This is a genomic window from Stappia sp. BW2 (genome assembly GCF_008107695.1).
GTDB lineage: Bacteria > Pseudomonadota > Alphaproteobacteria > Rhizobiales > Stappiaceae > Roseibium.
The window spans coordinates 422,661-447,909 of the sequence record NZ_VIRG01000036.1; the positions used below are offsets into that span (position 1 = coordinate 422,661).

The 25,249-nt window shown below is 59.5% G+C and carries 22 protein-coding genes; 14 read left to right on the forward strand and 8 right to left on the reverse strand.

Features of this window, described 5'->3' with window-relative positions; translation table 11 throughout:
- The first annotated feature begins 245 nt into the window (after window positions 1-245).
- The 4 genes from FMN63_RS02175 to FMN63_RS02190 all read left to right on the forward strand — a co-directional run bounded on the left by FMN63_RS02175 (window position 246) and on the right by FMN63_RS02190 (window position 4,400).
- Window positions 246-1,127, forward strand: coding sequence for an ABC transporter permease subunit (locus FMN63_RS02175; RefSeq protein WP_148582294.1), 882 nt, complete (start codon window positions 246-248; stop codon window positions 1,125-1,127).
- 11 nt (window positions 1,128-1,138) lie between these two features.
- A complete protein-coding gene (gene ugpE / locus FMN63_RS02180; RefSeq protein WP_148582295.1) occupies window positions 1,139-1,981 on the forward strand; it encodes a sn-glycerol-3-phosphate ABC transporter permease UgpE in 843 nt (280 codons plus the stop codon).
- A 13-nt stretch (window positions 1,982-1,994) separates the two neighbouring features.
- Window positions 1,995-3,071, forward strand: coding sequence for a sn-glycerol-3-phosphate import ATP-binding protein UgpC (locus FMN63_RS02185; RefSeq protein ID WP_148582296.1), 1,077 nt, complete (start codon window positions 1,995-1,997; stop codon window positions 3,069-3,071).
- Window positions 3,072-3,269: 198 nt separating this feature from the next.
- Window positions 3,270-4,400: a DNA alkylation repair protein gene (locus FMN63_RS02190; RefSeq protein WP_148582297.1), complete on the forward strand. Its 1,131-nt coding sequence runs from the start codon at window positions 3,270-3,272 to the stop codon at window positions 4,398-4,400.
- Between the two features lie 14 nt (window positions 4,401-4,414).
- Here FMN63_RS02190 and FMN63_RS02195 read toward each other — a convergent pair whose 3' ends face one another.
- The 3 genes from FMN63_RS02195 to FMN63_RS02205 form a co-directional block, all read right to left on the reverse strand.
- Window positions 4,415-5,029, reverse strand: coding sequence for a hypothetical protein (locus FMN63_RS02195; protein ID WP_148582298.1), 615 nt, complete (start codon window positions 5,027-5,029; stop codon window positions 4,415-4,417).
- Window positions 5,030-5,106: 77 nt separating this feature from the next.
- Window positions 5,107-6,294 (reverse strand): MFS transporter, encoded by a 1,188-nt coding sequence (locus FMN63_RS02200; RefSeq protein ID WP_209000882.1) that lies wholly within the window; start codon window positions 6,292-6,294, stop codon window positions 5,107-5,109.
- Window positions 6,284-6,643: an MmcQ/YjbR family DNA-binding protein gene (locus FMN63_RS02205; RefSeq protein WP_148582299.1), complete on the reverse strand. Its 360-nt coding sequence runs from the start codon at window positions 6,641-6,643 to the stop codon at window positions 6,284-6,286. The genes FMN63_RS02200 and FMN63_RS02205 overlap by 11 nt, the downstream gene beginning before the upstream one ends.
- 682 nt (window positions 6,644-7,325) lie before the next feature.
- Between FMN63_RS02205 and FMN63_RS02210 the strand changes: the two genes are divergently transcribed.
- The 3 genes from FMN63_RS02210 to FMN63_RS02220 all read left to right on the forward strand — a co-directional run bounded on the left by FMN63_RS02210 (window position 7,326) and on the right by FMN63_RS02220 (window position 9,093).
- On the forward strand, window positions 7,326-8,186 hold the full coding sequence (locus FMN63_RS02210; protein WP_148582300.1) for a LysR family transcriptional regulator: 861 nt from the start codon (window positions 7,326-7,328) through the stop codon (window positions 8,184-8,186).
- A 161-nt stretch (window positions 8,187-8,347) separates the two neighbouring features.
- The gene (locus FMN63_RS02215) at window positions 8,348-8,776 is read left to right on the forward strand and encodes an Hsp20 family protein (RefSeq protein WP_148582301.1); all 429 of its coding nucleotides are present in this window, start codon (window positions 8,348-8,350) and stop codon (window positions 8,774-8,776) included.
- A gap of 32 nt (window positions 8,777-8,808) precedes the next feature.
- Complete coding sequence (locus FMN63_RS02220) at window positions 8,809-9,093, forward strand: BQ00720 family protein (RefSeq protein ID WP_148582302.1); 285 nt, start codon at window positions 8,809-8,811, stop codon at window positions 9,091-9,093.
- A 234-nt stretch (window positions 9,094-9,327) separates the two neighbouring features.
- On the opposite strand, the gene FMN63_RS02225 is transcribed toward FMN63_RS02220, so the two are convergent.
- Both FMN63_RS02225 and FMN63_RS02230 read right to left on the reverse strand, forming a co-directional pair.
- On the reverse strand, window positions 9,328-10,542 hold the full coding sequence (locus FMN63_RS02225) for an OpgC family protein (RefSeq protein WP_148582303.1): 1,215 nt from the start codon (window positions 10,540-10,542) through the stop codon (window positions 9,328-9,330).
- Window positions 10,543-10,651: 109 nt separating this feature from the next.
- A complete protein-coding gene (locus FMN63_RS02230; protein WP_148582304.1) occupies window positions 10,652-12,037 on the reverse strand; it encodes a tetratricopeptide repeat protein in 1,386 nt (461 codons plus the stop codon).
- 243 nt (window positions 12,038-12,280) lie between these two features.
- Here FMN63_RS02230 and FMN63_RS02235 point away from each other — a divergent pair, with 243 nt between their 5' ends.
- Window positions 12,281-13,432: a YeeE/YedE family protein gene (locus FMN63_RS02235; RefSeq protein ID WP_148582305.1), complete on the forward strand. Its 1,152-nt coding sequence runs from the start codon at window positions 12,281-12,283 to the stop codon at window positions 13,430-13,432.
- A gap of 203 nt (window positions 13,433-13,635) precedes the next feature.
- The gene (locus FMN63_RS02240) at window positions 13,636-14,115 is read left to right on the forward strand and encodes a DUF302 domain-containing protein (RefSeq protein ID WP_148582306.1); all 480 of its coding nucleotides are present in this window, start codon (window positions 13,636-13,638) and stop codon (window positions 14,113-14,115) included.
- A 376-nt stretch (window positions 14,116-14,491) separates the two neighbouring features.
- Here the strand turns inward: FMN63_RS02240 and FMN63_RS02245 are convergent, their stop codons facing one another.
- The gene (locus FMN63_RS02245; RefSeq protein WP_162854976.1) at window positions 14,492-15,253 is read right to left on the reverse strand and encodes an SDR family NAD(P)-dependent oxidoreductase; all 762 of its coding nucleotides are present in this window, start codon (window positions 15,251-15,253) and stop codon (window positions 14,492-14,494) included.
- Between the two features lie 271 nt (window positions 15,254-15,524).
- Here FMN63_RS02245 and FMN63_RS02250 point away from each other — a divergent pair, with 271 nt between their 5' ends.
- From FMN63_RS02250 to FMN63_RS02270, 5 genes are all read left to right on the forward strand, one after another.
- Complete coding sequence (locus FMN63_RS02250; RefSeq protein ID WP_148582308.1) at window positions 15,525-16,310, forward strand: ion channel; 786 nt, start codon at window positions 15,525-15,527, stop codon at window positions 16,308-16,310.
- Window positions 16,311-16,460: 150 nt separating this feature from the next.
- Window positions 16,461-17,327 carry a CE1 family esterase gene (locus FMN63_RS02255; protein WP_209000884.1) on the forward strand — a complete coding sequence of 289 codons (867 nt, stop codon included), beginning with the start codon at window positions 16,461-16,463 and terminating at the stop codon, window positions 17,325-17,327.
- A gap of 428 nt (window positions 17,328-17,755) precedes the next feature.
- Window positions 17,756-19,048 carry a CaiB/BaiF CoA transferase family protein gene (locus tag FMN63_RS02260; protein ID WP_148582309.1) on the forward strand — a complete coding sequence of 431 codons (1,293 nt, stop codon included), beginning with the start codon at window positions 17,756-17,758 and terminating at the stop codon, window positions 19,046-19,048.
- A complete protein-coding gene (locus FMN63_RS02265; RefSeq protein WP_148582310.1) occupies window positions 19,045-20,661 on the forward strand; it encodes a thiamine pyrophosphate-binding protein in 1,617 nt (538 codons plus the stop codon). The genes FMN63_RS02260 and FMN63_RS02265 overlap by 4 nt, the downstream gene beginning before the upstream one ends.
- Window positions 20,662-20,922: 261 nt before the next feature.
- Window positions 20,923-21,999, forward strand: coding sequence for a cache domain-containing protein (locus FMN63_RS02270; protein ID WP_148582311.1), 1,077 nt, complete (start codon window positions 20,923-20,925; stop codon window positions 21,997-21,999).
- 12 nt (window positions 22,000-22,011) lie between these two features.
- Here FMN63_RS02270 and FMN63_RS02275 read toward each other — a convergent pair whose 3' ends face one another.
- Both FMN63_RS02275 and FMN63_RS02280 read right to left on the reverse strand, forming a co-directional pair.
- Window positions 22,012-23,991, reverse strand: coding sequence for a glycosyltransferase (locus FMN63_RS02275; RefSeq protein ID WP_148582312.1), 1,980 nt, complete (start codon window positions 23,989-23,991; stop codon window positions 22,012-22,014).
- 1 nt (window position 23,992) lies between these two features.
- On the reverse strand, window positions 23,993-25,186 hold the full coding sequence (locus FMN63_RS02280) for an HlyD family secretion protein (RefSeq protein WP_148582313.1): 1,194 nt from the start codon (window positions 25,184-25,186) through the stop codon (window positions 23,993-23,995).
- Between the last annotated feature and the right edge of the window lie 63 nt (window positions 25,187-25,249).

A 25,249-nucleotide genomic window follows, 5' to 3' on the forward strand; every position in this document is an offset into this window, starting at 1 on the left:
TAGGGGCGCCCTGCGCCCCTATCGACCTTTGAGCGTGGCTGTATAGGCGTACCAATTCTGCCGAATATGTGCGCTTATGGCCCGGGTCGGTCGACATTCAGCCGGAGGCGGCGGAGTGGTCGATGTCGATCCGCAGCGAAATGAATGAAATCTCGGGCATTCAAACCAATGCCTGATGTTTCGGGCAGGCCGTCTCACAAGGGGTGGCCGGCACCAGTCGTTCCCGGTGGTCGAGAAACGAAATAATGAAAAAAGTCCAGTTTCAGTCTCCGTGGCTGCCGTATCTGCTGCTTCTGCCGCAGCTCGGCATCGTGACGGTTTTCTTCCTGTGGCCAGCCGCGCAAGCGATCCAGTCCTCCTTTTATCTCGAGGACCCGTTCGGTTTCGGCTCGACCTATGTCGGCCTCGATAATTTCAAGGACATGATCACGTCCACCGACTACGGTCGTGTGGCGCGCTTCACGGCGGTCTTTACCTTCTTCGTGACGGTCCTGTCGCTCGGGATTGCCCTTCTGCTGGCCGTCAAGGCAGACAAGGTCTTGCGCGGGGCTTCCGCCTACAAGACCCTGCTGATGTGGGTCTATGCGGTTGCTCCGCCCGTCGCCGGGCTGATCGGCGTGCTCCTGTTCGACCAGCATGTCGGCCCCATCGTCGATTTGTTCGCCATGTTCGGCTGGAAGATGCAGATCGGCGTCAACTATTTCGATACCAGCTTCGCGATGATCGTCACCGCCGTCTGGAAGCAGATCCCGGTGAACTTCATCTTTTTCCTGTCCGGTCTGCAGGGCATTTCCAAATCCGTTCAGGAGGCTGCCAGCATCGACTGCCGGTCCGGCTTCCGCCGGTTCTGGACAGTCACATTCCCGCTGCTGGCCCCCACCGGCTTCTTCCTGCTGATCATCAACATCACCTACGCCTTCTTCGACACCTTCGGCATCGTGGATGTCATCGTGAAGAACGAGCCTGGCAACAACCCGGTGACCCTGGTCTACAAGGTCTATCTGGACGGTTTCCGCGGCAACGACCTTGGCGGATCCTCGGCCCAGTCCGTGATCCTGATGGCGATGGTGTTCATCCTGACAATCATCCAGTTCCGCCTCATCGAGCGGCGCGTGCACTACACGTAAGGGAGGCGGCGATGAAAAAACTGCAGATCTCGGACCACATCATTCTTCTTCTCGGCGTCTTCTTCATGGTCACTCCGGTGGTGCTGGCGTTTCTGACCAGCACGCACGATGCGATCACCATCTACAAGGAAGGCATTCAGTTCACCCCGGGCGGCGAGTTCCTGGAGAACTACGAGACGGTCCTGTTCGAGGCCGGTGGCTTTACGAAGGAAGTCAACGGTTTCGTCATGCTCAAGAACTCGATGATCCTCGGCCTTGGCTTTGCCGTCGGCAAGATCGTCATTTCCATGCTGGCGGCCTACGCCATCGTTTATTTCCGCTTTCCGATGGCAACTCTTTGCTTCTGGGTGATCTTTTCAACGCTCCTGCTGCCGCTGGAAGTGCGCATCTTGCCGTCTTATGAAATCGTCCAGTCCCTCGGCATGGTGAACACCTATTCCGGCCTGATCGTGCCGCTCATCGCTTCGGCGACAGGCACCTTCTTCTTCCGCCAGTTCTTCATGTCGGTTCCGGACGAGCTTCTGGAAGCCGCCCGCATCGACGGTGCCGGACCCTGGAAATTCTTCAAGGACATCCTGGTGCCGCTGTCGCAGACGATGATCGCGGCAATCTTCATCATCATGTTCGTCTATGGCTGGAACCAGTACCTCTGGCCGACGCTGATCACCACCGACGAAAGCATGTTCACCCTGGTTCGCGGCATCAAGCAGATCCTGCAGGTCTGGGTCGGGGCGCAAATCCCGGACTTCAACGAGGCCATGGCGCTGGCGATCCTCGCCATCGTGCCGCCGGTGCTCATCGTGGTGATTTTCCAGAGCTGGTTCGTCAAAGGGCTCGTCGAGAGCGACAAGTGAGGTTTTTAGATAAATGGCAACGATAACTCTCGACAAGGTCCGCAAGGTCTATGGCGGCAGTGTGGAAGCGGTCAAAGGCGTTTCCATCGATATCGCGGATGGCGAATTCATCGTCCTGGTCGGCCCGTCGGGCTGTGGCAAGTCCACGCTGCTGCGCATGATGGCCGGCCTTGAGGAAATCACCACAGGCGAGATCAAGATCGGTGACCGGGTGGTCAACAACGTCGACCCGGCCGACCGTGACATCGCGATGGTGTTCCAGAACTATGCGCTTTATCCGCATATGTCGGTCTACAACAACCTTGCCTACGGTCTGAAGAACCGCGGCATGGCCAAGGACGAGATCGACCGGCGAGTGAAAGAAGCCGCGCGCATTCTGGAAATCGGTGATTACCTGGAACGCAAGCCGCGGGCCCTGTCCGGTGGTCAGCGTCAGCGCGTCGCCATGGGCCGTGCCATCGTGCGCGAACCGGCAGCCTTCCTCTTCGATGAACCGCTGTCCAACCTTGATGCCAAGCTGCGCGTGCAGATGCGCGTTGAAATCAAGCGCCTGCAGCACTCGCTCGGCACCACCAGTGTTTACGTCACCCACGATCAGCTGGAAGCCATGACGCTGGCCGACCGCCTGGTGGTTCTGAGCGGCGGCAACATCGAGCAGATCGGCGCACCGATCGAGGTCTACGACAAGCCGGCCTCCACCTTCGTCGCCAGCTTCATCGGTTCCCCGGCCATGAACCTGCTGAAGGTCAAGGCGGACGGCAACGGCCTTGCACTTGCAACCGGCACCGGCCTCAAGGGTGCAAATGTTAAGGGCCGCGATGCCTGCACCATCGGCATCCGTCCGGAGCACCTGGAAGTGGTGAGCGGACCCGGCGAGGGTGAGGGCATCCATCTGGAAGCGAGCGTCAACGTGCTCGAACCGGTCGGCGCGGAAAGCTATCTCTACTCGAGCTTTGCCGACGGCGGGGACGAGATCCTGGTGCGCGTGTCGAGTCATGCCCGTCATGAACCCGGCGAGAAGCTGTATCTGCGCGCCGCTCCGGAAAACATCCATTATTTTGACGCCGACACCGGCCGGCGGATCGACTGATCCGGAAAGGTCAGGCAAGGCGGTTTAACGAGGGCCGCCGACCCCGGACAAGCCACCCCGGTCACCCCCGGGGTGGCTTTTTGTTTTTGACTTCCGGACACCCTCCTGACGGTGCTTGTCAGGAGAACGGCAGGAGCTGTCTGGAACTCCTGACGCCGCTCTGGCAAACACCCTGAAGACCGTGTCAGGGAGAGACTTTTGGAACCCTTCAAGAACAACATTTCGCCGGATCTGGTGCGCTGCATCGGCAGCCATGTGGCGCAGCATCACGCCGGTTTCGACCGGTTGGGCTTTGAAACAGACATCCTGGCGGAGCTGGAGGATCTTGAGCTCAAGCAGAGGGCAGGCCTGATCGCAAGGCATCTGGACCGGCATCTGCCAAAGGATCTGTCGTCCCGCTTTGCCATCCTCCAGGCCATGCTGCACCCGATGACGGAGGTTGCCTTCGACCGGGGCAGTGACGAACGCGGTATCCGCGGTTGGGGCATGATGCCGCTTGGCATGGTTGTCGCGGCCAGCGGCCTGGATGATTTCGATGCTTCGTTCGCGCTCTTGAAGGAAATGACCAAACGGGCGACGGCCGAATTCGACGTCAGGCCGTTTCTGGCACAGGATCAGGAACGGGCGCTCGCCATCATGGCCCCTTGGGTGAAGGACGAAAGCGTACACGTGCGCCGTCTGGTCTCTGAAGGGACCCGCCCGCGCCTGCCTTGGGGCATGCGGCTTCAGTCCCTGGTGGTCGATCCCACACCTACCTTGCCGCTTCTGGAAGCCTTGAAAGACGACCCGGAAGACTATGTCCGACGGTCCGTTGCCAATCATCTCAACGACATCGCCAAGGACCATCCTGATCTGGTGGCCGATATCGCCAAAAGCTGGTTGAAGGATGCGGACAGAAACCGTGAAAAGCTCGTGCGACACGCCTGCCGGTCGCTGATCAAGCAGGGCCACACGGCAACACTGGAGGCCTTCGGGCTCAATCCTCCGGAGATCCAGGTCGAAGGCCCGCAGATCCTGACGTCAGACGTCACCTACGGAGAGTCAGTCGGCTTCGACGTCGAATTGGTCTCGACCAGCAGCCACCCGCAGGATCTTGTGCTCGACTATCTGATCCATTTCAGGAAGGCCAACGGAACGCTGGCACCCAAGGTTTTCAAATGGACCAAGCTGACACTGGCCCCGGGCGAACGGCTGACACTTTCCCGCAGCCACGCCATCCGGCCGATCACCACACGGGTCTATTACGGTGGCACGCAGGCGGTCAGCCTCAGGATCAACGGTCAGGATTTCGGATTTTCCGAGTTCGAGCTGGTGATGGAAAGCCAATAGCAATGTCCGAATTGCTATTTTGGGGTGCAATCTATCATTTTTGAGTCAAAAAATTCTCGTGCTGCCGCCGTCGCGATGCGCCAGTCCTTCAGAGATTCTTTTGAAAATTCAGAATAGGCGAACCAGCCATTCGGCATTTGGTCTTGAGCACGGCATGTGAGTGATCTCGGCTCATTTGAGCAATAGATTTCAACAGCGCCATCCGGTTCGTGGGTATCAATGGACTCAAACTTTTTAGAATAAGAATGCAAGCTGCATCTGCTACCTTTTTCAAAGATGAGCTCCACAAGACCATGTTCGGCGAGTTTCGTCATACAGCCTTCTAGAGTGCGGCTGTCGCGCTTTAAACGGTCTTCGCGATGTCGAATGTCGCCTTTTTTGTATTGGACTATGATGCCTTCGTCAGAAGGGCCGTTGTTACGCCAATAGGGAAGAGGTGCTGGAACAAATAATTTGGGTGCGATATTGTGGCTGGCGAAGGCGTGGATTGAAGGTAAGTCGACTTCGCTTCTTTTGTATTTGAGGCATGACTGATCAAATTTATAAACCGCAAAACCTTGAAGGGTATCATAAATATGATACCCGGTATATGTAACGACAATAAGAAGAAGTAATTTTCTTAAAGACAAATTTTCCACCTGTTGCAATAAACTTTTAGATCAAATTTCTCTACAGAGAATTGATAGGTGATTGAGGAGATATTACTTCAATCAATCCGTTTTAATCTTAACATTCCCATAATCCCGAATGCCGGGCCAATGGCCATCACAGCAAACACGCCGGGCCAGCCGATCAGATCCGCCCCGAGCGGCGTCAATTGCACCGTGAAAAAGGTCAGCGCGAAGCCGAGGGCAGTCTGGAAGCTCATCAGGCTGCCGGCCTGGTCAGGGGGCGCATAGTCGGCGACAAGGGCCGAGAACTGGGCTGAATCCGGCAGGATGGCGGCGCCCCAGACGAGGACGCAGAGGATCGTCAGCCAGACAGGACCGCCGAAGGTGAGGGCCGAGGCAAGTGCGGCGGTGCCGCTGATGACCATGGCGGCAATCGCGATATTCGCCTTGCCGACACGATCCGCCATGATCCCTGCGAGAACGCAGGCAGCACCACCGGCCGCTATGGTCAGGAACGCAATCAGGCGAGACAAGGGGAGGGCGGTCTCCGCCGGCATTTGCGCGGAAAAGGAAACGGTAAGGGCGACGCCGATCCACGCCCACATGGCATAAAGCTCCCACATGTGGCCGAGATAGCCTGCATAGGCGTAACGGATCTTCGGATTGGTCCAGGCAGTGAAGATGGCCTTTATCTTCATGCGGGGCGCCTTGGCATGGAACGGCCCGAGACCGGCAAAAAGGCACAGCACGCCGCCAATGGCAGAGGCGAACGAAGCAACGCTCAGGCTCCAGCGCCAGTCGGTGCCACCGAGCAGGGCGAGGAGATGGGGTGCGGCAGAACCGAAGGTAAGTGCGCCGACAAGCGTGCCGACCAGAAAGCCTCGATCCTTCTGGCCCCAGCCGACAGCGATTTTCATGCCGACTGGATAAACCCCGGCGAGCAGCACGCCGGTCGCGAACCGCGCGAGGATCGACACCGCCCCGCCCGGTTCCACCACCAGCAGGCTGGCATTGAACAGCGCGGCGGTGATCGCGCTGAAAGCGAAGAACCGGCGAGGGTCGATCCGGTCAGCCAGGCCCAGAAAGGCCGAGGCGACGGCGCCGAACACGAAGCCGATCTGGACGGCACTGGAAAGCGCAGCCTGGGCGAAATCGGATATGGCAAATTCCCGGGTCAGATCGGGCAGGATCGCGGCGGACATGAACCACAGGCTCATGGCGGCGATCTCAGCCAGCATCAGCAGGCCGAGCGAACGCCATTTGCCTGCCATCTCACCCGGCAAGACCCAGCTCCTTCTGCTGTTTCCGGGTCAGCTTGGCCGAGATGATCTTGTGGGCAGCTTCGATATAGGCTTTCAGATCCGCGTCGGTCAGCGCGCCTTCCTCTTCCATCTGCACCCATTTTGCGCGGGCGAGATAGGGCGCGGGGATCATCCCTTCCTGTTGGGTGAGCAGAGAGTAGGAGATATCGGAACACTTGAAGCTGAAACGTGGAAAATCGCCCTGGCCCCAACCCGAGCAAATGGCAAAGATCTTGCCGCCGACCTTCCAGACCGATGCGTTGCCCCATTGCACCACATGCGTGGTTGCCGGAAGCTGTTTGCAGAAGGCGTCAAACTCGTTGCGGGTCATCTGTAGGCTCGTCAAGTCGCGGGATCGGAGGCGGGTCCGTCGGCAGGAGCGGCAGAGTGGCTGTTCCGGCCGGTTCGCGCAAGCGGCACAGCGATGAAAAAAACGTGTCTCACAGCCTCCTCCGGCGCCGCTGAAACACGAGCCGCGCCAGAGCATCGCGTTCGAGCCCGCCAAGCCGGTGTTCGAGACCTCCTATGGCAGTCATCTGAACCCAGGCGAAACTGACCCTTGTCAGGCGGTCGTCGTTTCAGGAAACAGGGTACTAACGCCTGGGGCGGAAGAGCCGCTGTCTGCCGCGTGCCCGCCAGATGTCTTATCGCAAGAGGCCTTGGAGAAACGCCGAGGCTTTTTCCCTCTGGGCGGACGGCCAAGGCACATTTTCAAAAGTTTCAGCAGAAAAAGCCGCCGGCGTTTACGCGCCAGCCTCCTGCTGAGTTCTAGCAGCCGGATATGCTCCGGGATCTGCTGCGGCCAGAATTCCGCATGATCCGGATAGAGCGATCTGAGGGGATCGTTCCATCCTGGCACGCGGTTGTCGCCGAACTTCTTTTGCAAAGGCAGGGAATAGGGAATGAGCATTTGCTGCTCCCTTCAAATTTGAGTTTGTTGAAAGGGAATTTGCAGATAGTCTCATGGGGCGTGCCTATTCCCATGTTTTCTAATTGAAAACGAGATTTCAAAAATGAAACGAAACGTCGATTGGGAAGATCTTCGGTTGTTTCTGGCAGTCGCCAAAGCGGGTGGCCTTGCCGGTGCGGCAGACAAGACCGGCGTCAGTTCCGCAACGCTCGGCCGCCGGGTTGCCGCGCTGGAAAAAAGCCTTGATGTCCGCCTGGTGGAACGTGAAGCGCGAGGCTATCAGCTCACCACTGCCGCGCATGATCTCCTGCGATACCTGGAAGACATGGATCAGACCGCCCGCAGCATCGATGCCTGGAAAGAAGGAGAAGGCCTGCGCCGGAGGATCCGGATTTCTGCCGGAGACTGGACCGCGCGGCTTCTGATCGACAACCTTTCGTCCTTCTGGACCCCTGACGCCGGTTGGCTGCCGGAAATTCTCGCAGATCTCAGGAATCGGGATATTGCCCGCCGGCAGATCGACATCGGCATCCGCAACAGCCGGCCGAAACAGGCCTGGCTGGCGGGGCAGAAGGTCGGAAAGGTGCACTATGCCGCGTATCAGGCCGAAAGCGTTCCAAAGGGTGCGGAGCCTGGCTGGGTCGGTCTTGTGGAAGACGATGCCCATTCGCCGACCGGCCTGTGGCTGAAAGAAAACCATGGCGCGGATGCGGTGATCACCGTCAACAAGGCTTCGCTTGCCCTGTCACTCGTTCGCAAGGGCAATGCGCGGATGCTTTTGCCGACCTTCGTTGGCGATGCCTTTCCCGATCTCGTGCGCATTGGCGGCCCGTTCGACAGCATGGAAACCGAGCGGTGGCTTGTCATGCATCAGGACGAACGTCATGAACCAACAGTTCGCCAGGCGGTTTCTGCTCTGACGAAGTTCTTGAAACAGAACCCGATTTTGGCTTCTTTCCGCTGAATAATTCACAGAGAAGCAAAAGCGAAAATCAGGCGAATTTCTGGCTCCTTGAATCAATTTTAACGAAGCTCCATATTTAATCATGAATGGAACCGGTTGGTTCCGGTCCGGATGCCTTGAAAGGGTCCGGGCGCAAGGTCGCTTCAACAAGGACTTTGAGGATGTCACGCATGTCAGCGTTTTCTAGCCCGTTCATGCTCGGGTTCGACGATATCGAGCGCGTGCTCGATCGCGTCTCCAAGGCCGCCAACGACGGTTATCCGCCCTATAACATCGAGAGACTTCCGAAAACGGAAGATCAGGGCGATGTCATTCGGATCACCTTGGCGGTGGCAGGGTTCACAAGAGAGCAGCTTGAAGTCTCGGTAGAAGAGAGTCAGCTGGTCATCCGGGGGCGTCAGGTGGATGACAAGACCCGGCAGTATCTGCATCGAGGCATTGCCGCCCGTCAGTTCCAGCGGGCCTTTGTCATGGCCGAGGGGATCGAGATCCTCGGAGCCGACCTGAAAGATGGGCTTCTGTCCATCGACTTGGCACGTCCTGAACCGGAGCGTGTCATCAGAAAAATAGAAATCTCCAGCGGCGAATGAACGTGCGCCGGCCAACATATGGAGAATGACTGATGCAAAACCCCGATAGCCCCTCCTGGGCAGACCGCGCGCTTTTTTCCGAGTTCATGTCGGTTGATGAGTTGACCGAACTGGGCACCGGAGATGTAGCCTACATCAAGCAGATCAAGGCCCGGGATCTGAAGGAAATGTTTCCCGATGTCCCGCCGCTGCACGACAACATGACGCTTTACGCGCTTCTCAATGCGGACGGTACGCCGATCCTGCTGGCAGACAGCCGGGAAGCAGCCGTTGCCAATGCTTTTGAAGCGGATCTGGAGATGGCGTCCCTGCACTGACGCCTCCCGCATAACCTGTAAAACCGTTACGACACCGGCCGCCTGGCCGGTGTTTGTGTTTTCAGGGCAAGGAACCGCAGAGGGACTTCTTCGGTGTTTGAACGATGATCCCAACCAAGCGGACGGTTCAGCCAATACCTGCTTCGAAAGAGGCGGCGGCTCCCGAAAAACAAAACGCCCGCAGAAGACTTGCTTCTGCGGGCGTTCAGATAGGGGGCAAGCCTTTTCCTGTCCTCAGGTGAGGGCGTGTTCCCGGGTGTCGGCTTTTGACCTGGATGCCGGTTGGCCGCCATCGGCAGGTGGGCTTTTCGGTCGCTCGGAGGGGCCGGAGCTGGATGTTGCGGGCGGTTTGCGCCAGGGCTGGCTCTTGTACCAGCCGGCCACATAGGCAACGGCAATCAGCACCAGGAACCCGATGAGGTTGGACAGGACCTGCGGCAACAACTCACCACGGCCCCACACCATGTCGCGCAGGATGCCGGCTGCCTGGGCAATGACCAGGCTGGCCATGAACACCGGAAGAGACTGCTGGCCCACTTTCTGCACGACGCGCACGAACCGGCCCCAGGTCTCACCGTGACCCAGCAGGCGCCTGCCGTGTTCGCCGGCGGCGACCCAGGCCAGATAGGCCAGCGCCAGAAAATGCAGATAGCGGAAGAGGCCGAATTCCGTCTTGATCCAGAGCGGCTTGATCACTTCGCGGATTTCACGAGCCCAGACCAGGTTCAGGTGCGCTTCCTGGTAGGCGCGGAAGTAGGCGAAGGGAACCGTGACGATCAGGACAACCGCGCACAGCACCATCAAGGGCTTGCTGACCGGTGGCGCCGGAATCCAGCCGCGCATGAAGGCGAAGCCGGTGAAGAACAGCATCTGCCAGGCGAAGGGGTTGAAGAACCACTCACGGTCGGACCAGGGTTCGGCCGGCAGGCTCAGAAGATCGAACTGGGCGGCAAGCCACAGGCCGATCGACAAGGCGAAAGCTCCCGGCACCGAATAGCGGGCGACCAGCATGATCATCGGGATCAGTGACAGGATCACCACATACATGGGCAGAATGTCGAAGTAATTCGGCACCCAGGTCATTGTCAGCAATCCGGGCAGGGCAGCCTCTGTGTTGTCAAAGAGATGCAGCAAATTGAGGGAGGCAAGATAGTTTTCCTTCAGATTGCAGCATTCAGCCAGATAGCCGCTGTACTGCAGCATGGCGATGCCGACAGCGACGACCAGGAACTGGCCGATGTGCGCCCAGTAAACCTGCCACATGCGATGCAGGATCCGGGCTGCCCCCATCCCCCAGCCGTGAACATCAAAGATCTTGCCGAAGGCGAGCGCGGAGGCCATGCCGGAACAGAAGACGAAGATTTCCGTTGCATCGGAAAACCCGAAACGGGCGGGGATCCAGAGCGTCCACCAGTTCCAGGGCAGGTGGGCAACGTAGATGATGAACATTCCAAGGCCGCGGAAAAAATCGAGCCGCGGATCGCGTGGGCGTTTCGTTTGTGTGTGAGCGTTCACGTTGGGTCCAGAGATAATTGATCAATCGAGTGCCGGCTGAGGATCAGACCGAGCCGGTAGCCCTGAGTTTTTGGTCTTCCATAACTCGGTGGGCGCGTTGCATTTTATCGCAGAGTTCAAGACGTTGTTCGGCAAATCGATCCAGCGCACCGCGTTTGTGAGTCCGGCTGTTGAGCAGTCGTTCCGCATCCTCTGGCATGCCTGCCCGCAGGGCTGCATCGATCGTGATTCGCTCGAAAACATCGCGCTGAGCGTGCGAGCCGCCGACCATGTATAGATTGTCTCTTGCAGAGTCCAGCAGGGCAAAGGCCGAGGCAAAATTGCCCTTCCGGTATTGTTCCAGACCGAGGCCTGTCGGCAGTCCGGCTTCCGCGGTGACGCGGCCAATATCGGTTTCGCCTTGCGCGCGTTCCCTCAGCCCGTTCAACAGCCGGTCGGCGCCCATCCGGCGGCCGCCGTTCAACAGGGCCAGCAGGTAATGCAGGTCGGCAAACACGTTGCTGCCGTCCTCGGCGCGTTTATCGGACAAAAGCGCCAGTTCATCCCACCGCGCGCCGGTATCGACGCCTTCAATTTCCAGACGGACAAGAAGAGACGCCGCGTTGGAAATGTCGCGGTAGTCGTCGGTCTTGTCCTTTCGGACGTCGTTGTCGTAAAGCGCCAGCGCCTTGTCGGCCTGGCCCCGGTCCAGATACATCAACGCCAGGTGCCACCACACGTGATAGCCGAAGTTGTTGCAATGAGCCCAGCCTTCGGGATTGGACTCCAGCCAGCGTGCGCCTTCTTCCGACCGACCGGTCATGTCATGCACATGGGCGACGGCGTGCAGGCCCCAGGCATCGTCGCGGGCAAACTCCAGCCCCCTGCGGCCGGTAGCTTCCGCCAGACGATAGTCGCCCGTTTCTTCCAGAGAAAACGCGCGGCAGCCGAGCATGTAGCCATAGGCCGGGTGCGTTTCCTCATAGGCCGTATGCACCCGTTCGATCGACGTCCGCATGCCGGTGGAGTCACCCAGAACGAAGCGAATGGCGTGAACAAGCTTCAAGATCAACGTGTCTTCGGGAACTGACACCAGCATGGCATCGAGAAGATCGGCGGAGCGTGTCGGAAAGCCCTGTAACCAGGTCCCAAGCGCATCGATGACGGCCTGTTCGCGGGCTGTCACCGGCGTGTTCCGGGCTGAGGTTCTGGCTATCGACAGGCATTCCTGCGCCGTTGCGGTCATCTCTCGGCGTCCCAGCAGCAGGCAGAAAATCCCGCGGGTCGCATGCGCCAGCGCAAACTCCGGTTCCAGGCCGAGACAGGTCTCCAGATATTGAGGAGTGGTCCTGCCATGCGACAGAAAGGCTTTCACGGTTTCGTTCCAGGCGGTCAGGGCTTCCTTGCTGGACAGGGTAAGCTCATATCCGAATTGATCAGTTAGACGCATAACAGGCCTTTTTGTTTCTCACCCAGGCCCTCTGAACCCGGGGCCCGCCAACCGCGGCTGCAGAGCTCGGGGCGGCTGAATATTCCTACCCAAAATCCGCAGGCAACACTTGAACTGCAAAACACAAAAAGGTGTTGGCAATGTGTAGGTGAAGAAAAGACACTTTCGTTGCGAAATTAAGGCCGGAAGTGCAAGTCTTCGTATAAGGCTTTTAAAGCCGGATCTGCGCGGGAGCAGCTACACATGGCCTTGGCGGTCGGGAAATCTCAAGCAGCCGTTGTCGCCATCGCGGGCGGCCTTCTGGCCATGGTCGCGCTGGGCGCCTATGGAGAAGCCGGACCGCGCCAGGCAGTGGCCGCCCTGATCGGCGGTCTCGCCGGGCTGTCGCTCTATCATGCAAGTTTCGGCTTCACGGCCGCCTGGCGGCGGATCGTCACGGAAAAACGGGGCGGAGGCCTCAGAGCGCAGTTCGTGCTCATTCTTCTGACCAGCGCCGTTTCCTTTCCCCTGATTGCCTGGGGGCATGTGCTGGGCTGGCCGACTGGTGGCTTCGTATTTCCCTTCGGTCTGGCTGCCGCGTTCGGGGCCTTCCTCTTCGGCATCGGCATGCAACTGGGCGGTGGCTGCGGGTCCGGCACGCTGTTTACCGCCGGCGGCGGCTCCACCCGCATGATGATCACCCTGACGGGTTTCATCCTCGGGTCGGTGGCGGCGACGGCGCATCTGCATCTGTGGGGCCGCCTGCCCAAATTGCCGCCAGTGTCCCTCATCCGGGAATTCGGACCTCACGGGGCCTTTCTTCTGACCGCATTTGTGCTTGGCCTTCTGGCGATTGCGACCGTTGTCATCGAACGGCGCGCTCATGGCTCGATTGCCGAAGCAAGGCCCACGAAGTCTTTTCTCTCCGGTCCCTGGTCGCCAATGATGGGGGCGGTGATGCTGGCAATCGTCGGCATTGCCACATTCGTGGTGGTCGGCCGGCCCTGGGGCATCACCTCTGCGTTCGCGCTCTGGGGCGGCAAGCTGTTTCATGCCGCGGGTGTGCCGGTGGACAGTTGGCCTTACTGGACCTGGCAGCGCGGCGCGCTGGAAAACCCGGTGCTGCGCGACACCACTTCCGTCATGGATTTCGGCGTCATTCTGGGAGCGATGGTGGCCGCGGGCCTTGCCGGCCGCTTTGCGCCCGTCTGGCGTTTGAACCGACGCGATGTGCTGACAGCAATCGCGGGCGGCCTGATGATGGGCTATGGCGCCCGGCTCGCCTACGGCTGCAACATCGGCGCTTATCTGGGCGGCCTGGTGTCGGGGTCGCTGCACGGCTGGCTCTGGCTGGTCTTTGGCTTCCTCGGAAGCCTCGCAGGAACCCGCCTGCGCCTGCGTCTCGGTATGCCTTAGGCACCGAATTCAAAAAGGTAGTTCATTCCATCAATCCCGAAACGGATTATGTCTGGTCGCCAACGGGTCTCAGATCTTCAATGCGAATGAACACTCTTTCAGCATTCCACACCTTGCCCGCCGTACACCACATTGTGAGGCGTCCGTGACACAGGCCCCGCTAGGGTGAGCAGCATTGCAACATCGCTCGCGGGAGAAAAAAGATGCGTCTGTTTGCCCTGGTTTTTGTCACCTGTTTGTTCGCCGCCGGACTGGCGAGGGCGGACAGTCTGTCCGAGCGTGAGGGCTGGCAGGTCCTGCCCACGACCAAGAGCTACACGGCGCTGGTCGATGATCTGAAAAGCGCAATCAAGGACGAAGGCATGCTGGTCGTGACCCAGGCCAGCGCGTCCGATGGCGCCAAGAGCAGGGGACTGACCATTCCCGGCAACAGGGTCGTCGGCGTTTACCGCAACGACTACGCCGTCCGGATGCTGGAAGCTTCCGTTGCCGCGGGCATCGAGGCGCCGATTCGGTTCTATGTGACTGAGAATACAGATGGAACGGCGACCCTGTCCTGGAAAACGCCCGGGTTTGTCTTTGCGCCATACATGGAAGAAGGCGGCCAAGCCTTGCAAGAATTGGCAGGGGAACTCGATACGGTTTTCCTTGCGATCGCCGACAAGGCTGTGACCTCTCGGTGACAGACCTGTGAATTGCGTAACGGATTGGCAACCGCGCCTTGATTTTAGGCTTGTGAAACGGAGTTTGCGACCCCACACTCTTAGTGTGTTCAACAGCTGAAAGGAGGTGTGCCCATGTCTAATGAGTATCGGTGCGTGGCCCAAGTATCTGGGCGGAATCGAACGGTGCTGGAGCAGCCTCTGGTAGTGCGAGATTTCGCTGGGATCTGATCCGGGACTTGTGTCACGTCGATCTCATGGGAGGGCCGCTAACGCGGCCCTCTTTTGGTTTTGAAGCCTTATTCCCTGAAGAGCGGTCTGCCATAAGAAAGGCTTCCCTGACACCAGAAAGGCCTTCGCATCGCTGATCCTGGAGCGCGCAGCGCTTGGCCAGGGGTCAGATCAGGCCGACAGACTTGCGCACATCTTCGTCGCGCAGCGAGCAGTCCACACCGCGATAGGCATCGCCCGCAGGCGTGCACAGCCAGCAGATGGCTTCTCCCACCCAACTGGCCGGAATATGCACCGAAGGGTCGAGCTGACTGACCGGGTTCAGTCCGGAAGACTTGATGTCGACCTGCATCTGGGTTGCCACCGTGCCCGGGCTGAGGCCGACGATGCGCAGGCCCTTGTCGCCGAATTCCTTGTCCGCACACCGGGTAAGGGAGAGCGCGGCCGCCTTCGACGCGCAATAATGACTCCAGCCCTCCAGCGCGCTGACGGCAGCTCCGGAGCTGATGTTGACCACGGTGCCTGCACCCTTTTTCAGCATATGCGCAGCCGCAGCGTGCAGGCCGTAGTAGACGCCCTTCACATTGATATCGATGACCTTGCCCCACTCCGCCGGATCGCTGTCCTCGATGCGGGCGATGGGGTCGATCACTCCGGCATTGTTGACCAGAATGTCGAGGCTGCCGTAAGTGTCGATTGCGGTCTGCACCGCCTTGACCACGTCGTCATAATCGGCAACGTCGCAAGTCACGGCAGTCGCATCGCGGCCTTCCGCACGGATCTCGCCGGCAATGCGTTCGATATCCTTGCCGGAGCGCGCCGCCAGAACCACCTTGGCGCCGTATTTCGCAAGGCTCCGCGCGGCGGCTTCTCCAATACCGCGGCTCGCGCCCGTTACCAGGGCAACTTGTCCCGTCAAATCAAACATGTAACGCTTCCATTCTGGCTGGGCCTTTCCGGCCTCTGAACCTGCCGGCATTCGCGGGCGGTCGCCGGAACGTAGGCTGGTTCTGAAAAGTTTCGGGCCTCCTGCATTCGGCGGAATTCAAGGGGGCCGGTTGATTGACCGCGGACATTAGTGCGGTCGGACGTGAGAATAAACAGCTTGTTTGCAGCAGCATCGTGCGCCATCTGCACGAATGATCTATCTAGCGCACAAAGCGTATGCCGGTTAGGCCGGTAAGAAACAGGGGAAGTCGATGGCGGACACGAAGCGAAGTTTGCGGACAATCCTGCGGCAACTCTATTTTGGCGATACGGTCGCGTCGCAGGCTTTCCGGTATTCGCTTCTTTTGTTCGATCTGGTGACCATCGGTTATTTCATCGTCTCGTCGATGATCGACAAGGGGCGCATTCATCATGAACTGGACTATGCGATCGCCGTTGTTCTGGCGCTCGACTATACAGCGCGCCTGATCGCCGACAGCCGGCGGTTAAAATATGTTTTCAGCTTCACCTCGCTGGCCGACATTGTGGTGGTCGTCTCACTGATCGCTCCGGCCTTCTTCGACAATTTCGCCTTCCTGCGCGTTGTGCGGATGTTGCGGTTGATGCGCTCCTATCACCTGTTGAAAGAGCTGCGCCAGGCATCGAAGTGGTTCCGCCAAAACGAGGAAATCTTCCAGTCGGGCATCAACCTGATCGTCTTCATCTTTGTCGTCACGGCGCTGGTCTTCGTGGTCGAGAACGACCGCAACGCCAACATCAACAACTATCTCGACGCGCTCTATTTCACCGTTACCACGCTGACGACGACCGGCTTCGGCGACATCACCATGAGCGACAGCGTCGGCCGGCTGATGACGGTGGTGATCATGATCTTCGGCGTTGCCCTGTTCCTGCGGCTGGTACAGACGATTTTCCGCCCGACCAAGGTCAATCTGCCGTGCCCCGATTGCGGCCTCAACCGGCACGACCCGGATGCGGTCCACTGCAAACACTGCGGCCGTCTTCTCAATATTCCGACGGAAGGCACATGGGACTAGGCTCCACACCCAGGGTGTGGACCCTGGCTGCTCAGCGGTCCCGAGGCCCTCTCGCCGATTTGTGAAGACGATCCGCTGGACAAAAGCCATGCGGGGGTCATCTTTACCGGCGAAGCGGGGCAATGGTTTCCACCGTGTAAGGAGCACTTCATGTCATTGGCGACAGTTACCGATCTTTCCAGACGCCTCAGCCTGTTGGCGGGGACCGTGGTTCTGGCCCTTGGCGCATTCGGCGCACCGTCACAAGCGGCAGGCACATCCACCTGCGGCGAGGAAATACCCTGTGAGATCGGGAACGGCGAGTATTACATCCATCTGCCGGCCAACCGGCCGGCGGACAAGCCTCTGGGCGCGATTTTCTTTCTCCATGGCTATAAGGGCAAGGCGATCAACGAGATCCGTAACCAGAGCTTCCTTCAGATGGCGGATGACCTGGGTGTTGCCTTTGTTGCCGTGCAGGGCGTGAACGGCACCTGGTCTTTCCCGACCTCGCCGCGTGACCTGCGCAACGAACCGGCCTTTTTCGACAGTGTCCTCCAGGATCTGTCCGACCGCTTCGGCGTCGACCGCAGCCGCACGATGCTGTCCGGCTTTTCGGAAGGCGCTTTCATGACCTGGTACACGGCCTGCGAGAAATCGGATCTTTTCGCCGGTTACGCGCCCATTGCCGGTGCCTTCTGGGAACCGCTGCCGGAATCCTGCGTGGCGGAAACGCCGTATCTCTTCCACGTCCATGGAACGTCGGACACCGTTGTGCCTCTGGAAGGGCGCTGGCTTGGTCAAGGCAAGTGGAAACAGGGCGATGTCTTCAAGAGCTTCGACGTCTGGCGCCGCCAGACCGGTCTCGAGGATACCGAGCCGAAGACCTACACCGAAGGCAATCTCACCTGCGAGGACTGGCAGCCGGAACAAGGCTTCCTGGAACTCTGTCTCCACGACGGCGGCCATAGCGTCAGGGCAAGCTGGATCAAACGCGCCTGGAACAAGCTTACCGAGATGAAGGACTGGGCGACGTAGGCAAGATTTGTTGTCAGGGACGTTTCACTCAATGAGAAAAAGGGAGCGGGCTGCAAGTCTCCTGCTCCTCTCCCTCCACCGTCATTGCCGGATTTGATCCGACAATCCATGCCGCATCCTCACATCACGCAAGGCCGTGGCAAGAGGGCGGGGCACGGCATGGATGCCATGGTATGACGCAGGTAGGGGGAGGCAAACAAGCTCCTGCTTTCTCTCTTGTTGGTGGGGAAATGGAGGCCGCCATTCCTCTTCCGACCAGCCAGGTGTCCTTGTTCGCACGAGCCCGTGTCTCCCCGCGAAGGAGTGCATACGTCTTCCCGGTTCTAACGAGAAAGTGAGGGGGCGTGTTCGGGGGGCTGGTGCTGGCTTGTTGACGTAGCCTATCGGCCTGTGGCCTTTACCGGAAAACGTCTTTTCGAAGGTGAGCCTTGTCCCAGCCGTCCTCCGCTACACCCGGTGCCTTGTCCGGTCTTGTTGTCCTCGACCTGTCCCGTATTCTCGCGGGGCCGACCTGCACCCAGATCCTGGGTGATCTTGGCGCAGAGGTGATCAAGATCGAGAGGCCGGGCCGGGGCGATGATACACGTGGCTGGGGCCCACCTTTCCTGAAGGACGGAGAAGGCAGGGAAACCGGCGAAAGCGCCTATTACCTGTCTTCCAACCGCAACAAGGCCTCCGTCGCAATCGACCTTGCCAGCCCCGAGGGGCAGCAACTGATTGCCGATCTGGCGGCAAAGGCCGACATTCTGGTTGAGAACTTCAAGGTCGGCGATCTGAAGCGGCGCGGACTAGACTACGACACGCTGAAGACCCGTAACCCGCGCCTGATCTACTGTTCCATCACCGGCTTCGGCCAGACCGGCCCCTACGCGCAGCGGGCCGGGTATGATTTCCTGATCCAGGGCATGGGCGGGATCATGTCGCTGACCGGCTTTACTGACGAAGACGGCGGCACGGAAACCAAATGCGGTGTCGGCATCGCCGATGTCATGTGCGGCATGTATGCGACGGTCTCTATTCTTGCCGCGCTCAACCACCGCAACAGCACCGGTGAAGGTCAATCCATCGACATTTCTCTGCTGGATGCCCAAGTCTCCTGGCTGATCAACCAGGGTGTTGCCTATCTTACGTCCGGCAAGGTGCCGGGACGTCTCGGCAATGGTCATCCAACCATCGTTCCCTACGAGACTTTTCCGGCGAGCGACCAGTCCTTCATTCTGGCAGTCGGCAATGACAGCCAGTTCGCCAAGTTCTGCAAGGTTGCTGGAGCGCCGGACCTGGCCGTTGATCCGCTTTACGCCAGGAACGCCGACAGGGTGCGTAACCGCGCAGAGCTGATCCCGAAAATTCGCCGCCTCACCATCGAGAAGACCGCGGCAGAATGGATCGCCGACCTAGAGGCGGCGGGCGTTCCCTGCGGCCCGGTGAACGATCTGGAGCAGGTCTTCGCCGATCCGCAGGTGATTGCGAGGCAAATGCGCATCACGCTGCCCCATTCTCTCGCCGGTGAGGTTGATCTGATCGGTTCGCCCATCAATCTGGAAAAGACGCCGGTTGCCTACCGCAGCGCACCGCCGCTTGTGGGGGCCGACACGACGGATGTTCTGACCCGTCATCTCGGCCTTGGCGCGGCCACCCTTTCCGATCTTGCCGGCAGAGGGGTTCTCGACCTCGGCCCAACCCCGCCAGACGCGGCGACTGAAGGACACAGCAGCAAATGACCACCGGTGCGGATATTATCGCAGGCAAGCTTCACGGGGCAGGCTGCCGCCATGCCTTCGGCATTCCGGGCGGCGAAGTTCTGGCCCTCATGCAGGCACTGGACGAGGCGGGCCTCAAGTTCGTGCTGGTGAAACACGAGAACGCGGGCGGCTTCATGGCCGAAGGTGGCTGGCATGCGGATGGCGCGCCGGGCGTGCTTCTGGCAACGCTCGGGCCGGGCGCAGCCAATGCGGTCAACGTCGTTGCCAATGCCTGGCAGGACCGGGTGCCGCTGATCTTCCTCACCGGGTGTGTCGACCAGGGCGAGGCGGAAAGCTACACCCACCAGGTGTTCGATCATCAGCAACTGCTGCGCCCCATCGTGAAGGCAAGCTTCTCTGCCCGTCTGGGGGCACTCGACGTGATGATGGAAAAGGCCCTGGCCATCGCGCTCGATGGCCAGCCCGGGCCAGTGCATATCGACGTGCCGATCCGTGTTGCCGAAGGGGACACACAGGAAGCCTGGAGCCGTGCGTTCCAGTCGTCTCCAGCGGCGAGTGCCCCGGTGTCCGGTCCGGATCTCGACACGGCGCTGGAGCTTTTCAGAAATGCCGAACGGTCAATTGCAATAGCCGGTGTCGATGCCGTCAACGAGGCAGCTTCCGCGGCAATAACCGAATTCTGCGAAGCGTTTCAGATCCCCCTTGTCACCAGCTACAAGGGCAAGGGACTGCTGGACGAAAACAATCCGCTTGCGCTTGGTGGGGCCGGTCTCTCACCCAAGGCAGATGGCCTGCTCTTGCCACTCATCAACAAGAGCGACTGCATTCTGCTGCTCGGCTACGACCCTATCGAGATGCGCATCAACTGGCGCAATCCCTGGGCGGCCGATGCACCGGTAATCGACGTCACCCCGGTGCTGCGCACTCATGGCATGCACAGCGCGCGCTCAACGCTGCGCAGCGCCGTGCAGCCGGCGCTGGATCTTCTGGGCGCAGCCCGCCAGCCGGCAAAGCCTTCCTGGCCGGAGGGCGAACCTGCCGCTGTTCGGGCCGAACTGGACAAGGCCTTTGCGCCGGAGGCTTCAGGCTGGGGCCCGGGCACTGTCTTCCACACGCTGCGCACATCTCTGCCGGCCGATACGGTGGCAACCGCGGACAGTGGTGCTCACCGCATTCTCGTCAGCCAGATCTGGCGCTGCCCGATGCCGCGACAGATGCTTCAGTCCTCCGCGCTTTGCACCATGGGCTGCGCCGTGCCGCTGGCGATGGGCCATCGTGTGGTTGAGGGCACGTCTCCTGTGATTGCCTTTGTCGGCGACGCGGGCTTGGAAATGTGCCTCGGCGAACTTTCCACCCTGCGTGACCTCAAGATCCCCGTCATCATCTGCGTGCTGGTCGATACCAGCCTGTCGCTGATCGAATTGAAACAGCGGTCCAGCCAGCGCCCGAATGTGGGTGTCGATTTTGGCGAAACGGATTTCCCCGCCGTTGCCAAAGCCTACGGGGGTCACGGGGTGTGGGTGGAAGATGCAGAGACCCTGCGCCGCGAAGCCGAGGACGCCCTTGTCCGCGAAGGCTTCACCCTGCTGGCCTGCCGGATCGAACGGCGCGCGTATGATGGGACGTTCTAGAGAAGGGCGGACCAGAGGCTGAGATCTGCACTGTCTGAGCGGTTGACGGCGATCTGCCACTGCAGGCTGATGTTCGCCTCATGCTCCTCAATCCGAACCTCCATAAAGCATCAAAGTTTAATCAGTCTGGTAAGAAGTCTTTAACCATCGCGTCTGAAAGCAGATGCCTGCTCCTGTTTCCCACCACCGGTAGTGGTGGTTGTCACACAATTTCCCTTATTCGCTGTGTCTGATTCCTCTCTATGGGATGAGGAGCGAGTGATGACCGAGAAGCGTGCCAGGAGTGGCTACCCTTCCCTGGTGGTGGCCATATGCGGCTTTGTTGCGGTTGGGGGCGTGATCGCGGTGCTGACCGCATGGTCGTTTGTCGGCGAGCGGTTGAAGGAGAGCCGCGACGCAGCTCTTGCGGAAGCGGTCTCGGTCAGGGTCGAAGGGGTCGCGCTTAATTTTGCCCGTGAGCTTTACCAGGATTGGCGTAATCTTCGCGTTATTGCGGAGGAGATACCCGGGCAGGGTGAGCCAATCGTCCGGACCGCGTTGGATCTGGTCGTTGCCGGAAAGGATCGGATTTCCTGGGCCGGCCTTGCGTCTGTCGATGGAACGGTTCTGACGGCTTCCTCGGGCCTGCTGGAAGGTGAAGATGTTTCGGGGCGAGCCTGGTTCCGGAATGGGCTTGGAGGTGATTTTGCCGGGGACGTGCTCCAGGGTGAGCTGCTACCTTCCGCGGGAAACGAACTGCGGCCTTTTCTCGACATGGCAACGCCTGTAACCGACGACTTCGGTGCGGTCGAGGGGGTGTTGGCCTTTTACATCAATCACCACTGGGTCGAACAACATCTGACAGAATCTGCTCATTCCATGGGGCTGGATGTTTATGTCATCGACCGGACAGGAAGCATCGTCGCAAGAACGGACGGTCTTTCCGGGCCTATCGACAAACTGCAGAGCTTCAGGTCCGCAATGACCGGGGTGCGCCAAACCGGGAGCGAGAAATGGCCGGACGGCACGACTTACTTCACGACGGTGATACCGGCCCTGCGCTACGCGGATCTGCCTGCATTCGGTTGGAGCATGATCGCGCGCGTCAGCAACAATGCGCATCAGATCGGTGATTTCACGAGCTTGTTCATCATTTACTTCGTGACCCTTGGCATCGTCCTCGTGGCCCTCACGAGTTTGTTCATTCTGATCTTCGTGCGCCCTTTCGGCAAATTGGCAAACACGGCAAGGGCAGTCATGCGTGGAGAGGACATCTACCCATATGAGGCGAAGACAACGGCCGAGGTGAGGGTGTTGAGTGCGGCGGTCGCAAGGCTGCAGAACGTAATGCATCCCTGAAAATGTGCGCTGTCAGCGGTGCGGTGTCGACAGTCTTTGCGTCAGATCGCCAAGCAGCGCACGGTATCGGGTCTTGGTCACCCCCGGGGCGTCTCCCGTCGTGTAGAAGCGGCGTAGCAGGGCCTCATGTTGTTCCGGTTTCGGCTCCAGAAGCAGGCGGGCGCCGTCGTCATCCGGCATTGTCACGATGGCGTTGACGATGCCAACGCCGTCTATTTCGATCTTGACCGGGGCATCGTCATGCATGGCAGCCCCACGGATTCTGACCGAATTTTGCGTAAGCCCCACAATCCAGACACGGGTTCTGCCCTTGTCTGAATGAAGAATGGCCCGTTCGGGCTTGTCCTGGAAATGGACCTCGCGCCTGGGAAGTTCCACACAGACAATCATCGTCACACCCAGGACGATCAGGTTGTAGAAGGTCCAGAACATGATAACGATCTTGCCGTCGCCCGCGTCCTCATACGCAAAGTAGTCGGAGATGATGCCGAGCAGCAAACCGACAAGTGTCAGCAGGAAAAAAGCGCCGAAAAGGGCGATCAGGCGCCATTGAACGACCACCCGGCTTCGGTCTCCGCCTTTTGCGGTCACGGAGAAGGGATGCCCTTTGGGAAAGAACAGTCCGGTGATGGCGGCTCTGGTAATGGGAACGGCACCCAGCAATTGGCTGATGTCGTTGACTATGGGAACGACCAGACCTCCGGACACGAAGTTCAGGGAAATAAGGATCCAGAGGTAGTAGGTGCCGAAATACCGGAGCACTTCCTGCATGGTCGCATCGACGACCAGGATGTTGAAGTACCAGTAGAGCAGCGGATAGACGAGGATGGCGATCCGGAAGGGAAAGTTCGTTGTCCAGTATAGAACGCTGTCGATCACGCTCCACCGGTCGGCAAGCCCCAGGCGGTTGCCGGAAAAGGGTCCGAGCCGGCTGCGGGCGATCTGCATCATGCCCAGACACCATCTGGCGCGCTGGCTGATATATTCCTTGAGCCCTTCCGGTGCGAGGCCTTCTGAAAGGGCTTCGTTCAGGTAGACAGTGGTGTAGCCGGCGTCCTTCAGGCACAGCGTCAGAAGGAAGTCCTCGGTGACGCTTTCCGTTGAAAACCAGCCGATCTTCCTGAGCGCGCTCCACCGGATGACCGAAGAAGTTCCGCAGCAGAAGGCAATGCCCCAGGCGTCGCGCGACGGCTGGAGATAGTCGAAGAAAAAGCGCTGCTCGTCCGGGTAGGACCGGCTGAGGCCGAGATTGTGCTGGATCGGATCTGCGTTGAAGAAGTGTTGTGGTGTTTGAACCAGCCCAACCTCGTCGTCCTTCAGCAGCGCGATCGTTCTTTTCAGGAAATTGCTGTGCGGAACGAAGTCTGCATCGAGAATGGCAATGAAGGCGGGCTCTGGACCTTCCGCAGCCATTTGCCGGAGGGCATGGTTCATGTTGCCGGCCTTGGCGCCTGTGTTTTCGGCGCGCCTGACATAGGTAACACCTTGCGAAGCGCAGTAGTCCTTCAGCCAATCGCGCCCACTGTCATCAAGCACATGGACGCTGAAATCCGGGTAATCGAGGGCAAGGGCCCCGACGATCGTCCGTTCCAGTATGTCCCGGTCTTCGTTGTAGGTGGGAATGAGAACGGCGACCTTTGGTGCGGGCTCCGGCTTCCACCACGCCTGCTGTCGGTCCGCCTCCTGCCTGCGGTCGCGATGCCGCGACAGGATAAGAAATGCACTCAGCGACGACAGGCATGCGGCGCATTCGATCGCAAAGAAGGACCAGCTTGCGAGACAGTCGAAAATCAGGTCCAGCGGCGCAAGCGTGTAAGCGGCACGCCAATAAAGATATCGGGCGGTCAGAACGGCGCAGGCTACGAAAAGCAATGCCCTGTGCCAGGTCTTTTCCCGGGAGAGCAGCAAAGGCACGAGCATCCCGAAGGCAAGCACCAGATTGAGCTGCACGATGCTGGAGACTGTATCGCTGAGATAGACGACCGGGAACATCTCAGAGCCAGAGGTTACGCAGGAAATCGAGCGGCCTTGCTTCGAAGAAAACCCGTCCCGTTCGCCCGATGGCACAGGCAAGTGCCGGGTCCTCCCGGATGGTCGGCGCAACAAGGGTCACATCAAAACGCTGCAGGTGCCGTTCGCTGGGCGCCACGGCAAGGTTCCGGTAGATCGTCTCTGCCCCGGAACCGGCCAGGCGCGTGATCGTTCCCTCCAGAACCTTTTGGTCGTTGTTCACGCGAAACTTCGCAAGGTCACCGATCTTCAGACGGTTATAGACGGATTCCGCGACACTCAGAGTGACGATGGTGGAGGAGCAGTTCACGAGGCGCATCAGCGGCTCGCCCCGCCCAACCGTCTCGCCATTTGCAGCAAGAACTTCCCATATGGTTCCGTTGACGTTCGAAATGAGTTTCGAGGATCTCAGCCGGTTCACTCTCAGCCGCTCGACGTTGATGCGATTGTCCAGAGCCACTGCCTTTGCCTTTTGTGCATTGAGCAAGGCCTGCTTTTCGGATTGATCAAGTGTCAGTTCCGAAATGCGTTGCTCGGAATAGGGGGCGTCATTGTAACCATCGCCCAGAAACGTCCCGCTTCGAGCCGCCTGCAGTTCGATTTCGACTATCGCCGCCCTCTGTCGCGCACTTTCCAGGTCCTGAGCGGCCACGCGCTGCGTCGCTCTTATGCGCTCGAAGGAGGCGGAAGGCTCCAGGCCGCGGTCTGTCAGTTTCTTCGACCGCTGGAAAGCTGCCTCTGCTTCATCCCCTCTGGCTTCGGCCGCGCCAATCTCGAAAGTCAGGGCGCGCAGCTCGGCTTCAAGCTGCTGGATCCGCTGCCGCTGATAGCGTTCCGATCTCGCCTGCAAATCGCTGATGGATTGTTCGATCGCGGCAATCATGTTCGTCAGGCGGTCGATCTCGGCGGCCACGAAAGCCTTTTCGCGGATCAATTCGTTGAGGTGGACGTTGTCGACAAGGGGGTCATTGATCGACCCGAGCTGCTCGCCTTCTGTCACGGAAGATCCAAGCAACCGGTGTTCCAGCGTCAGGCGCCCGGCGGTTGGCGCCCGGACCGTTGTAAGCCTGGCATTGATCACGGCATCTGCGCTTGTGCCTGAGAGATGTTCGCCTGCAATGACAAACCCTGCAGTGACGATAACCAGGCCCGCAAGCAACAATCTCAAAATCCGCATCGGACCTCTCAAGTGAGCCTGGCGAGAATGAATGCCCCCAACGCAGACTCCCGTATCGCGCTC